At 70.4% G+C, this 12263-nt stretch carries 10 protein-coding genes; 2 read left to right on the top strand and 8 right to left on the bottom strand.

Going from position 1 to position 12263, the window contains the following annotated elements; genetic code table 11:
- From AB0J09_RS38760 to tkt, 6 genes are all read right to left on the bottom strand, one after another.
- The coding region (locus tag AB0J09_RS38760; protein WP_360702295.1) for a 6-phosphogluconolactonase at positions 1-330 on the bottom strand (330 nt) is incomplete at its 3' end.
- Between the two features lie 33 nt (positions 331-363).
- Positions 364-1278 carry a glucose-6-phosphate dehydrogenase assembly protein OpcA gene (locus AB0J09_RS38755; RefSeq protein WP_360702292.1) on the bottom strand — a complete coding sequence of 305 codons (915 nt, stop codon included), beginning with the start codon at positions 1276-1278 and terminating at the stop codon, positions 364-366.
- Positions 1278-2879, bottom strand: a complete 1602-nt coding sequence (zwf, locus tag AB0J09_RS38750) for a glucose-6-phosphate dehydrogenase (protein ID WP_360702290.1) — start codon at positions 2877-2879, stop codon at positions 1278-1280. Before zwf ends, AB0J09_RS38755 begins: the two co-directional genes overlap by 1 nt.
- 1 nt (position 2880) lies before the next feature.
- Complete coding sequence (locus tag AB0J09_RS38745) at positions 2881-4494, bottom strand: glucose-6-phosphate isomerase (protein WP_360702301.1); 1614 nt, start codon at positions 4492-4494, stop codon at positions 2881-2883.
- Positions 4494-5585, bottom strand: a complete 1092-nt coding sequence (tal, locus tag AB0J09_RS38740) for a transaldolase (protein WP_360702287.1) — start codon at positions 5583-5585, stop codon at positions 4494-4496. Before tal ends, AB0J09_RS38745 begins: the two co-directional genes overlap by 1 nt.
- A 6-nt stretch (positions 5586-5591) precedes the next feature.
- Positions 5592-7622, bottom strand: a complete 2031-nt coding sequence (gene tkt / locus AB0J09_RS38735) for a transketolase (RefSeq protein ID WP_360702298.1) — start codon at positions 7620-7622, stop codon at positions 5592-5594.
- Positions 7623-7957: 335 nt separating this feature from the next.
- On the opposite strand from tkt, the gene AB0J09_RS38730 reads away from it, so the two are divergent.
- Together AB0J09_RS38730 and AB0J09_RS38725 are read left to right on the top strand one after the other, a co-directional pair.
- Positions 7958-8902, top strand: coding sequence for a heme o synthase (locus AB0J09_RS38730; protein WP_360702284.1), 945 nt, complete (start codon positions 7958-7960; stop codon positions 8900-8902).
- A 70-nt stretch (positions 8903-8972) separates the two neighbouring features.
- Positions 8973-10163, top strand: a complete 1191-nt coding sequence (locus tag AB0J09_RS38725; RefSeq protein ID WP_360702281.1) for a PrsW family intramembrane metalloprotease — start codon at positions 8973-8975, stop codon at positions 10161-10163.
- On the opposite strand, the gene AB0J09_RS38720 is transcribed toward AB0J09_RS38725, so the two are convergent.
- Together AB0J09_RS38720 and AB0J09_RS38715 are read right to left on the bottom strand one after the other, a co-directional pair.
- Positions 10139-10846 carry an ElyC/SanA/YdcF family protein gene (locus AB0J09_RS38720; RefSeq protein ID WP_360702278.1) on the bottom strand — a complete coding sequence of 236 codons (708 nt, stop codon included), beginning with the start codon at positions 10844-10846 and terminating at the stop codon, positions 10139-10141. The genes AB0J09_RS38725 and AB0J09_RS38720 overlap by 25 nt on opposite strands.
- A gap of 61 nt (positions 10847-10907) precedes the next feature.
- A complete protein-coding gene (locus AB0J09_RS38715; RefSeq protein ID WP_360702275.1) occupies positions 10908-11885 on the bottom strand; it encodes a COX15/CtaA family protein in 978 nt (325 codons plus the stop codon).
- Positions 11886-12263: the final 378 nt, after the last annotated feature.

The raw sequence follows: 12263 nt of genomic DNA, 5'->3' as shown, positions 1-12263 counted from the left end.
GCCCCGCATGACGTGGACCCGGTCCGGGTCCACGTCCACGCGGTCGAGCAGGGCCTCGCGGGCGCCGGTCTCGTTGCGTTCCTTGTCGCCGGCGGGCAGGAAACGCTCGTCGCCCCACCAGATGTCCAGGTGGCGCCAGTCCACGGCGTCGCGGGCCGGCGTGGCGGCGATGGCCGCCAGCGTGGCGATGCCGACCGTGCCGCCCGTGAGCACGATCGACGCCGACCCCTTGGCCGACTGCACGTCGACCAGCCGCGTGATGATCCGCGCCGCCGCCGCCTTGGCCAGGACGTCGGCGTCGCGGTGGACCACTACGTTGGGAACGCTCACGGGCACTACTCTCTCAGCCACTGAGGTCACGGGTCATCCCTTGTACGTACGGGCGAACCGCTTGACCGCGGCCTCGTAGATCTCGTCGGTGTCGAGCCTGCGCAGCTCCTCGGCCAGCAGCTCCGAGGTCTGCCGCCTGGTCAGGGCCACGTTCCTGTCGGGCTGGCCGGGCCGCGACAGCGTGGCCAGGCGGGCGTCGTGCCTCGAGATGGTCAGCTCGCCGTCGTTCAGCTGCAGGCGCACGGCCGTCAGCCCGGGACCGGAGGAGTCGGCGACCTTCATCGGGGCGCCGAGCCGCTCCGACAGCCAGGCTGCCAGCAGCGGCGCGCTCGGGTTGCCCGAAGAGGCCTCCACGACGCCCTTGCGCACCTTGCCCACCGGCTGGTCGAACGCGGCCGCCAGCAGGCTGCGCCACGGCGTCAGCCTGGCCCAGGCCAGGTCGGTGTCGCCGCGGGCGTACCCCTTGGCCCTGGTCACCAGCGACTTGACGCCGCCGTGGTCGAAGCCCCTGGCGTCGGTGATCCGGCGCTGGCCGAGGGCGCCGACCGCGTCCTGGGACGGGAAGTCGGGGGCCGCGCCCGGCCACCACACCACGACCGGCGTGTCGGGCAGCAGTAGCGGGCTGACCACGGAGCCGGCGTGCTGGGTCAGCTCGCCGTACAGCCGCAGCACCACGACCTCGCCGGGCGTGGACTCGCCGATGCGCAGCTCGGCGTCCAGCCTGTTGGGCTCCTCCGCCTCACGGTTGATCACGACGATGATGCGGGACGGGTGCTCGCGGGCCGCGTCGGTGGCGGCGCGGAGCGCGTCGTACTGGTGGCGCTCCTCGCAGACCACCACGAGCGTCAGCACCATGCCGATGGCCGGCGCGCCCATCTGGTGGCGCAGGTGCGTGAACTGCGCCGAGATCTTCCCGGCCGTCGTGTCCGCCAACATGAAGGTTGTCATCAGAGCCTCCTCCACTTGCGGCCGTCGCGGGCCATCATCGCGTCGGCCGACGGCGGCCCCCACGAGCCCGACTCGTACGGCTCGGGCTGGCCCTGCGTGGTCCAGAATTCCTCGATCGGGTCGAGGATCGTCCACGACAGCTCGACCTCCCGCTGGTGCGGGAAGAGCGGCGGGTCGCCGATCATCACATCGAGCAGCAGCCGCTCGTAGGCCTCGGGAGACGACTCCAGGAACGACTCGCCGTAGGCGAAGTCCATGGAGACGTCCCTGACCTCCATGGCGGTGCCGGGGACCTTGCTGCCGAACCTGACGGTGATGCCCTCGTCCGGCTGCACCCTGATCACCAGCGCGTTCTGCCCCAGGATCTCGGTGTCGGTCTTGCTGAACGGCAGGTGCGGCGCCCGCTGGAACACCACCGCCACCTCGGTCACCCGGCGGCCCAGGCGCTTGCCGGTGCGCAGGTAGAACGGCACGCCGGCCCACCGCCGGTTGGCGATCTCCAGCTTGATGGCCGCGTACGTCTCTGTTTCGGACTCGGGGGAGATGCCGTCCTCCTGCAGGTAGCCGACCACCTTCTCGCCGCCCTGCCAGCCCGCGGAGTACTGGCCGCGCGCCGTGTTGAGCCCCAGGTTGCCCGGCAGCCGCACGGCCTTGAGCACCTTCTCCTTCTCCCGCCGCAACGCCGAGGCGTCGAACGAGGTCGGGTCCTCCATCGCGACCAGCGCGAGCAGCTGGAGCAGGTGGTTCTGGATCACGTCGCGGGCCGCGCCGATGCCGTCGTAGTATCCGGCCCGCCCGCCGATGCCGATGTCCTCGGCCATCGTGATCTGCACGTGGTCGACGAAGCTGCGGTTCCAGATGGGCTCGTAGAGGTTGTTGGCGAACCGCAGCGCCAGGATGTTCTGGACGGTCTCCTTGCCCAGGTAGTGGTCGATCCGGAAGATCGAGCTCTCCGGGAAGGCCGAGGTGGTGATCTCGTTCAGCTCGTGGGCCGACTTCAGGTCGTGCCCGAACGGCTTCTCGATGACCACCCGCCGCCACGACCCCTCGGGCGCGTCGGACAGCCCGGTCCGCTTGAGCTGCTCCACCACGACGGGGAAGAACTTCGGCGGCACCGACAGGTAGAAAGCGTAGTTTCCGCCCGTGCCCCGGGTCTCGTCGATCTCGGCAAGCGCCATGGCCAGCGCGTCGAACGCTCCGTCGTCCGAGAACTCGCCTGGCACGAAATGGATGCCCTCGCGGATCTGCTTCCAGACCTCCTCGCGGAAGGGCGTCCTGGCATGCGCCTTGACGGCATCGTGCGTCAACTGGGCGAAGTCCTGGTCCTTCCAATCCCGCCGGGCGAAGCCGACCAGCGAGAAGCCGGGCGGCAGCAGCCCCCGGTTCCCCAGGTCGTAAATCGCCGGCAGCAGCTTGCGCTTGGCCAGGTCACCCGTCACGCCGAACAACACCATCACGCACGGTCCCGCCACCCGGGGCAGCCGCTTGTCACGCGGATCGCGCAACGGGTTGGCGGCGACCACCTCCTCGGTGGTGGCGGTGCCCGCGACGGCGGCTGCCGCTGTGACAGCCTCCTCCGCGGGTGCTGCCGGGTCAGTCATTTCAAGCCTCCTGTGCGGCTGCGAGCAAACGCGCGACACCCGCCGCGCGATCGGTCAAATGCAGGCGTACGGCGGGCCGCCCACGGGTCTCGAGCGCCCCCAGGTCGCCGAGCGCCTGGGCGAGCTGGAGCCGCCCCAGCGTGTACGGCATGCCGGGGACCGTCACGTCCTCGGCCACCGCCCCGGTGATCTGCAGGAACACCCCGTTCTGGGGCCCGCCCTTGTGATATTGCCCGGTCGAGTGCAGGAACCGGGGCCCCCACCCGAACGTCACCGGCCGGTCGGTACGCAGTGCGAGCAACGGCCGCAGCGTCGCCGGATCGGCCCACATCCACGCGTCGGTCATCTGCTCGAAGTCGGCCCCGTCCGGCACCGGGGCGTCGAACGCGGCCAGCCGGTCGAGATAAGCCATGATCGCCAGGTAGCCGCCGGCCGGAATCGCGCCCAGCAGTTCGGCGAACACCCCCGGCAGGTCCTTGGCCGTGGAGGACCCGAACACCTCGACGGGCCCGTCCACGAACGCCGGCGCGCCCGTCGGCAGGTCCGGCAGCGCCAGCAGGGCCGCCGTGTTCTCCTTCGACTCGGCCACGTTCGGCTGGTCGAAGGGGTCGATCTCCAGCAGCAGCCCCGCGACGGCGGTGGCGTACTCCCAGACCAGGAACTGCGCGCCCAGCGGCCCGTCCACGCGCACGTCCCCGAGGTCGGTCTCGATGGCGACGATCAGTTCGTCGCCGGTCTCGTTAGGGTCGGCGCCCACGACGGGCAGGATCCCCCTGCCCTGCTTGCCGGTGGACTCCGCGACGAGCTGCTCGATCCAGTCGGGCAGCCCGGTGGTGGCCGAGAGCTGGTCTTCGATCAGCAGCTTGTCGCGCCCGGCCAGCGCCGCGCCGCCGATCGCGGCACCCAGGTCGAGCCCGGGGTTGCCGGTGTCGCGCGACAGCAGCGGCAGCACCTCCTCGGCGTCGTCGAGCAGCCGCTCCACGTCGGCCCCCGCCAGCGCGCTCGGCACCAGCCCGAACGCCGACAGCGCCGAGTAGCGCCCGCCCACGTCGGGCCGGGCGAGCACGAGCTCGAAACCGCCGTCGGCGGCCCGCTTCTCCAGCGGCGAGCCCGGGTCGGTGACGACCACGATGCGGTCCGCGGGCGCGATGCCCGCGTCCGCGAACAGCCGCTCGTAGATCCGCAGGTGGCAGTCGGTCTCCACGGTCGAACCGCTCTTGCCGGCCACGACCACGACCGTGGCCTCGAGCCGGTCGGCCAGCGCGCGGCGCACCTGCCCGGGGTCGGTCGTGTCCAGCACGGTGAGCGGCACGTCGGCGGTGGCGCAGATGACCTCGGCCGCCAGCGACGAGCCGCCCATCCCGGCCAGCACCACGTTCGTCAGACCTGCCGCGCGGGCCCGCTCGGCGAGCCTGCCCAGCCGGGGCAGCAGCTCGCGAGAGGAGCGGGGCAGCGTCAGCCAGCCGAGCCTGACAGCCGCCTCCGCCTCGGCGTCCTCACCCCACAACGTGGGGTCGCCGCCGGCGAGCCGCGCGGGCACGCCGTCGGCGACGAGACGCCCCGCGACGGAGGAAGCGGCCGAGGCCACTCCCTCCTCGCGGTAGGTCACTTCCATCACGGAACCAGGTTCTTGGTGACGCTCTCGAGCAGCTCGTTCCAGGACGCCTCGAACTTCTCGACGCCCTCGTCCTCCAGCACCTTCACCACGTCGTCGTAGTCGATGCCGGCCTCCTTGAGCGCGGCCATGGTGTTCCAGGCCTGCTCGTAGAAGGGGCGGACGGTGTCGCCGGTGATGTTGGCGTGGTCGGCCGTCGCGTCGAGCGTCTTCTCCGGCATCGTGTTGACGGTGCCGGGGGCGACGAGCTGGTCGACGTACATGGTGTCGGAGTACTCGGGGTTCTTCACACCGGTCGAGGCCCACAGCGGCCGCTGCGGCCGGGCGCCCGCCGCGCGCAGGCGCTGCCAGCGCTCGGAGTTCATGACGTCCTCGTACGCCGCGTACGCCAGGCGGGCGTTGGCGATGCCCGCCTTGCCCTTCAGCTCCGGCTTGCCCACCTTGTCGAGCCGCTTGTCGATCTCGGTGTCGACCCGGCTGACGAAGAACGAGGCCACCGACTCGATCGAGCCCAGGTCGATCCCCTTGGCCTGCGCCGCTTCGAGGCCGGCGAGCCAGGCGTCCATGACCGCGCGGTAGCGCTCGAGGGAGAAGATCAGCGTGACGTTGACGCTGATGCCCTCCGACAGCGCCTGCGTGATCGCGGGCAGCCCCTCGACCGTCGCCGGGATCTTGATGAACAGGTTGGGCCTGTTCACCAGCCACCACAGCGCCCGGGCCTCGGCGACCGTCTTCTCACTCTCGCGGGCCAGACGCGGGTCCACCTCCAGCGACACGCGCCCGTCCACGCCGCCGGTGGCGTCGTAGACCGGACGCAACACGTCGGCGGCCCAGCGGATGTCGTAGGTGGTGATGGCGCGCACGGCCTCGCCCACGTCCACGCCGCGTACGGCGAGGTCGTGCAGCTGGGCGGCGTACGCGTCACCCTTGCTGAGCGCGTTGGCGAAGATCGTCGGGTTGGAGGTCACCCCGACGACGTTCTTCTCGCGGATCAGCTGCTCCAGGTTGCCGGTGCGCAGTCGCTCGCGGCTGATGTCGTCGAGCCAGATCGCAACGCCCTGGCCGGACAGCTTCTTGAGGTTCTCGCTCATCTTCCTTCAGTTTCCCGTCGTCTCGCCCTTTTCCTGCCCCAGCTTGGCCAGGCTCGCATGTGCCGCGGCCGCCACGCGCTCCGCCGTCAGCCCGAACAACTCATACAGAGTCTTGTACGGGGCCGAAGCACCGAAGTGTTCGAGGCCGACTACTTCGCCGCATTCGCCGACGAACTCGTGCCAGCCGAGCGCGATGCCCGCCTCGACCGCGACTCGAGCCCGGTTCGACGACGGCAGGACCGTCTGCCTATATGCGATGTCCTGCCCCTTGAACCATTCGACACACGGCATCGACACGACGCGGGTCGGGATGCCCTTCGCCTCCAGCAGTTCGCGGCCCTCCAGCGCGATCTCCACCTCGCTGCCGGTGGCGATGAGGATGACCTTGGGCTGGCCGTTGGAGGCCTCGCGCAGCACGTAGCCGCCGCGGGCCACGCCCTCGGCGCTGGTGCCCTCGAAGACCGGCAGGTTCTGCCTGGTCAGCGCGAGTGCGGCGGGCCGGTCGGTGTGCTTGAGCACGGCCTTCCACGCGTACGCCGTCTCGTTGGCGTCGGCCGGGCGGACCACGTCGAGGCCGGGGATCGCGCGCAGCGCCCACAGGTGCTCGATCGGCTGGTGGGTCGGGCCGTCCTCGCCGAGGCCGATGGAGTCGTGCGTCCAGACGTAGGTGACCGGCAGCTTCATCAGCGCGGCCAGGCGCACCGAGGGGCGCATGTAGTCGGAGAAGACCAGGAACGTGCCGCCGTAGGGGCGGGTGCCGCCGTGCAGGGCGATGCCGTTGAGAATGGCGCCCATGGCGTGCTCGCGGATGCCGAAGTGCAGCGTGCGGCCGTAGCGGTTGCCCGGGAACTCCTTGGTCTGGAACTCCTCGGGGATGAAGGACGGCTCGCCCTTCATCGTGGTGTTGTTCGACTCCGCCAGGTCGGCCGAGCCGCCCCACAGCTCCGGCAGCACCGGCGCCAGCGCGCTCAGCACCTCGCCGGAGGCCTTGCGGGTCGAGATCGACGCGCCGGTCTCGAACGACGGCAGCGCCCTCGCCCAGCCGTTGGGCAGCTCGCGCTCGGAGATGCGGTCGAGCTCGGCGGCCCGATCGGGGTTGGCCAGCCGCCATTCGGCGTAGGACTTCTCCCACTCGGCGTGGTCGGTGCGGCCACGCTGGGCGATGCCGCGGGCGTGCTCGAGCAGGTCGGCGGGCACGTGGAAGGTCTTGGCCGGGTCCATGCCCAGGACCTCCTTGGTGGCGGCGACTTCCGCATCACCCAGGGCCGAGCCGTGGATCTTGCCGGTGTTCTGCTTGTTGGGGGCCGGCCAGCCGATGATCGTGCGCAGCCGGATGAACGACGGCCGGTCGGTCTCGGCCTTGGCCGCCTCGAGCGCGTCGTAGAGGGCCTGGACGTCCTCGACGTACTCGCCGGTGGCGGTCCAGTCGACGCTCTGGGTGTGCCAGCCGTACGCCTCGTAGCGGGCGACGACGTCCTCCGACTTGGCGATGAGGGTGTCGTCCTCGATGGAGATGTGGTTGTCGTCCCAGACGACGATGAGGTTGCCCAGCTTCTGGTGGCCGGCGAGCGAGCTGGCCTCGTGGCTGATGCCCTCCTCGATGTCGCCGTCGCTGACGAAGCACCAGATGTGGTGGTCGAACGGGGAGGCGCCGAGCTCGGCGTCGGGGTCGAACAGGCCGCGCTCGCGGCGGGCCGCCATCGCCATGCCGACGGCGTTGCCCAGGCCCTGGCCGAGCGGGCCGGTCGTGGTCTCGACGCCCGCCGTGTGGCCGTGCTCAGGGTGGCCGGGCGTCAGGCTGTCCCACTGGCGCAGCCGCCGCAGGTCGTCGAGCGTGAGGCCGTAGCCGGAAAGGTAGAGCTGGATGTAGAGCGTCAGGCTCGAGTGGCCGCACGACAGCACGAACCGGTCGCGCCCGATCCAGTTGGGATCGGTCGGATCGTGACGCATCACACGCTGGAACAGCAAGTATGCGGCGGGGGCCAGGCTCATGGCGGTGCCGGGGTGACCCGAGCCCGCCTTCTCCACTGCGTCCATCGCCAGTGCTCGAACGACGTCGACCGCCTGCTTGTCCAGGTCGGTCCATTCAAGGGCTGGCACGAGTTCGGTGCTCAAGTGCTCGATCTCCGGAATCTAGTTGTCATTGGTTGTGCCGGTTGGCTATCCCGCCCATACGGGACCCTAACCGAGTGGAGTTGGCGATCGATTCCCATTCCACCCGCGCGTGTCCATGTATGGCGCAAGCCCCCCATTGGCCGGACCGGCCGCCCCTGCGACTACAGTTTGTTTGTTCGCAGGGGCGTCACGGCGCCCACCCATGGATCCGCTCTATTCAGAGGTTACGCGTTGACTCCGCACAGGCTGGAAGCGCCTTGACGGTGCTGACCAACAGGCAGGCGACGGCCCGATCTCCGCAGGTGGAGGGGCCGCGCTCGATCGGCATGATCGTAAAGGCCTACATCGCGCTCACCAAGCCGCGGATCATCGAGCTGCTGCTGATCACGACACTGCCGGTGATGTTCCTGGCGGCGGGCGGCCTGCCGCCGCTGTGGAAGTCGATCTCGGTCATGGTGTTCGGCACCCTATCGGCGGGCAGCGCCAACGCGCTCAACTGCTACGTGGATCGCGACATCGACCAGAAGATGCGCCGCACCCGCCGCAGGCCGCTGGCCAGGCACCAGGTCTCGCCGCGCGGCGCGCTGATCTTCGGGATCGTGCTCGGGGTGCTGTCCACGGTCGGCCTGTGGGCGACCACCAACTGGCTGGCCGCGCTGCTGTCCACCGCGGCGATCCTGTTCTACGTGCTGGTCTACTCGATGATCCTGAAGCGCCGCACGGCCCAGAACATCGTGTGGGGCGGCATCGCGGGCTGCATGCCGGTGATGATCGGCTGGGCCGGCATCACCGAACGGCTCGACTGGGCGCCGCTGGTGCTGTTCGGGGTGGTGTTCTTCTGGACGCCGCCGCACACCTGGACGCTGGCCATGCGCTACAAGGAGGACTACGCGGCCGCCAAGGTCCCCATGCTGCCCGTGGTGGCCACCGAGCGCCGGGTGATCATGGAGTCCATCGCCTACACGTGGGCGACCGTGCTGTGCTCGCTGGCGCTGTGGCCGGTGGCCGGCACCACGCTGTTCTACCCCGTCGTGGCCGCCGTGCTCGGCGCCATGTGCCTGTGGGAGGTCCACCGCCTGCTGGCCCGCCTCAACGCCGGCAAGAGCGGCGTCGACCTGCGCCCCATGCGCTTCTTCCACTGGTCGAATGCCTACCTGGCGCTGCTCTTCCTCGCCGTCGCGATCGACCCCCTGCTGGCCTGACTCGTGTCCGGATGGTGAGGCTGCCTTGACCGCCACGGACCCCGGCACTCTGATCCGTTAAAGTCACCGTATGGCGACCCGTGATCCACGCTGGGTGTTGAAGGACCGCCCGTCATCCGCGTTGATCATCGGGCTGGTCCTCACCGGCATCTGCGCTCTGGTCTCGTTCTCCTTCGACGTGTTCAACGGCGCCCCGGTGCACTTCTTCATCGCCCTCGTGCTGGCGCTCGCGCCGGTGCCGCTGCTGCTCGCGGCGGTGCTCGCGCTCGACCGCATGGAGCCGGAGCCGCGCAGCAACCTGATCTTCGCCTTCGCCTGGGGCGCGGGCATCGCGGTGCTGGCCGCCGGCGTGATCAACTCGCTCAACCTGCACTACATCATCGACACCGCCAAGCTGTCGGAGGCCAGCGCCCGCAACATCGCGGCCACGTTCGGCGCGCCCGTGGTGGAGGAGACGATGAAGGGCCTGGTGCTGCTGGGGCTGCTGAGGTTCCGCAGGGCCGAGCTCGACGGGCCCACCGACGGCGTCATCTACGCCAGCATGGTCGGGCTCGGCTTCGCCATGAGCGAGAACGTCAGCTACTACATCGCCGCGCTGTCCAACTCCGGCGTCAAGGGGCTGGCGGTCACCGTGGTGCTGCGCGGCATCCTGTCGCCGCTCGCGCACCCGCTGTTCAGCTCCATGATCGGTGTCGCCGTCGCCTACGCCGCCCAGCGCAGCGGGCCGGAGCGGGTCTTCTACATCCTGGCGGGCTGGTCGGGCGCGATGATCCTGCACGGCCTGTGGAACGGACTGGCCTCCTACGGCGGCTTCCCCGGGCTCGTGGTGGCCTACCTGGCGCTGCTGGTGGTGCTGATCGTGCTCATCGGCGTGGTGTTCAGGGACCGGCGGCGCATCGTGGCGCTCATCCAGCGCTACCTGCCGCCCTACGAGCCGACCAAGCTGGTCAGCCAGGCCGACATCTACATGCTGTCGACGTTCTCCAGGAGGCGGCAGGCCAGGCAGTGGGCCAAGGCCTACGGCGGCAAGCGCGGGCTGCGCGCGATGCGCGACTACCAGCTCGCCGCCACCGAGCTGGGCCTGCTGCACGAGCGGGCGGCCCGCCACATGGTGGACGAGCAGACCTTCCACGAGGAGCAGCGGGCGCTGCTGGAGTGCATGAGCACCGCCCGCGCGGACTTCCCCGTGCCCTCGGCGCACGCCAGATCGGTCGCGAGAGGCACCCCGCCGCCCGGCTACGCGCCCGGCGCGCCCGGCTGAGCCAGGATCCGGTCCAGGGAGACCTCGCGCGGGCCCGGGTAGACCGGGTCGGAGTGCAGGACCATCGCGTCGGCGAACGCCTTGGCGGTGGCGAACAGCTCGCGGGCGGCGTAGACGTACGTGGTCGTGGCGAAGTGCCTGGTCGAGTCGTCGCCCACCCCGAACGCCTCCAGCCCGGCCGTACGGCACAGCGTCACGGCCCTGGGCAGGTGGAACTCCTGCGTCACCACGGTCACCTGCCTCGCCCCGAACACCTTGCGCGCCCGCACGCACGAGTCCCACGTGTCGAACCCGGCGTAGTCCAGCACCATCACCTGGTCGGGCACGCCCCTGCCGCGCAGGTAGTCGCGCATGGCCGTGGGCTCGTCGTACTCCTTGCGGCTGTTGTCGCCCGACAGCAGCAGCGCCCGCACCTTGCCCGCCCGGTAGAGCTCGGCGGCGATGTCGAGCCTGCGGGCCAGCATCGCGGTGGGCTGCTTGCCGTACAGGCCCGCGCCCAGCACCAGCGCGGCCTGCGCCGAGGGGACGTGGCCGAGCCAGCCGTCGCCCTCTGCCGTCTCCCGGTGCGCCGAGCTGCTGAGCCAGGCCCAGGTCATGGGGGCCAGGGCGAGCACGCTGACCAGCACCAGACCCTGGTACGCGCGGCGCAGCCCCTTCCGAGAGGGGCGGACATTCAGCAGCAAATCGCACCCTCCAGGGGCGGGGGAGTGGCGGATCTATCACCCCATACCCTGGCACAACCGCTCAGACGGCGGCGGGCACTTCGGTGGGGGAGTGGTCGGGCAGCGGCGTCCGGGTGCGCAGCGAGGTGACCACCCTGAGCGCGGCGATCCAGACCAGCGTGGAGCCGAGCACGTGCAGCAGGACCAGCGCGGCGGGCACGGCCAGGAAGTACTGCGTGTAGCCGATCACGCCCTGGCCCAGCTCCACGGCGAACAGCGCCAGCACCGCCCGCCGGGCGGGCCGCTGCGAGTGGCTGATGTGCAGCGCGAACAGCAGCGCGAACGTCAGCCCCACCACGATGTAGACGAAGTCGGCGTGCAGCCGCGCCACGGCCTCGATGTCGAAGTCGAAGCGGGAGGCCATCTCGTCGCCCGAGTGCGGGCCGGTGCCGCTCACCACGACCCCGGCGACCAGCAGCACGAACACGGCCGCGAGCAGCACGTAGCCGAGCCTGCGGATGTCGCGGTGGGTCACCCGCCGGGCCGGGCCGTCGCTCTCGCCGGCGCGCGCGTACAACATCCAGCAGGCCGCGATCAGGCCGGTGGAGATGAGGAAGTGCATGCCCACCGTGAACGGGTTGAGCATCGTGCTGACCACCAGCCCGCCCCACAGCGCCTGGGCCAGGACGCCCGCCGGCTGCAACCACGCCAGCCACAGCAGCGAGCGCCTGCGCGGCGCTAGGCGCATGGCCGCGATCACGCACGCGAGCCCCACCGCCAGCACCAGGAACGTCAGCAGCCGGTTGCCGAACTCGACGAGCATGTTGAGCATCGAGACCTCAGGATGCGCGACCGGGACGAAGCTGTCCGGCGTGCACCTGGGCCAGGTCGGGCAGCCGAGCCCCGAGCCGGTGACGCGCACGCCCGCGCCCGTCACCGCGATGCCGGCGTTGACCACCACGGAAGCCATCGCCCAGCCTCGCATCGACTCCGTGGTGGGCGCCCAGAAGGAGAACAGGCTGCGCACGAGAGGATGGGGATGGTCTGTGGGTAGCTTCACGTCATCGATGGTACGGGCCTGGCCGGTCGGTCCCGCCACCGGTCGCCCGATGCTCGGTCCGTCCGGAAGCGCCTGCTGAGCGCCGTCCGGGACCATGCGCCCGCTTCTCTCACCTTCCCCTGAAGGACCTCGGCCGAAGCGCGCGTCGGGTGCTCTCCACCTTCACCAAGTCGGGTGCTCTCCCCTTCAGCAAAAGGACCCCGGCCGAAGTACGGAGCGCGGTGGGGTGTGGCGGGTCGGGGAAGAGGGACGGGTGGGCTTCTCAAGAGGGAAGGTATGTGACATATTACAGGGGGAGGTGCGAATGTCCGACGTCATCGTGGTCGGCGCCGGAGTGGTGGGCGCCGCCTGCGCCTACTACGCCGCGCGCGCGGGCCT

Source organism: Nonomuraea sp. NPDC049784, assembly GCF_040659615.1.
In the GTDB taxonomy this organism is placed as follows: domain Bacteria; phylum Actinomycetota; class Actinomycetes; order Streptosporangiales; family Streptosporangiaceae; genus Nonomuraea.
This window is presented reverse-complemented; position numbering and strand designations above follow the sequence as displayed.

Bases quoted from the DNA above. Each gene is read 5' to 3' on its own strand.
- AB0J09_RS38755 (WP_360702292.1), bottom strand. From the start codon at position 1,278: ATGACAACCTTCATGTTGGCGGACACGACGGCCGGGAAGATCTCGGCG.
- zwf (WP_360702290.1), bottom strand. From the start codon at position 2,879: ATGACTGACCCGGCAGCACCCGCGGAGGAGGCTGTCACAGCGGCAGCC.
- AB0J09_RS38745 (WP_360702301.1), bottom strand. From the start codon at position 4,494: ATGGAAGTGACCTACCGCGAGGAGGGAGTGGCCTCGGCCGCTTCCTCC.
- tal (WP_360702287.1), bottom strand. From the start codon at position 5,585: ATGAGCGAGAACCTCAAGAAGCTGTCCGGCCAGGGCGTTGCGATCTGG.
- tkt (WP_360702298.1), bottom strand. From the start codon at position 7,622: ATGGACGCAGTGGAGAAGGCGGGCTCGGGTCACCCCGGCACCGCCATG.
- AB0J09_RS38725 (WP_360702281.1), top strand. From the start codon at position 8,973: ATGGCGACCCGTGATCCACGCTGGGTGTTGAAGGACCGCCCGTCATCC.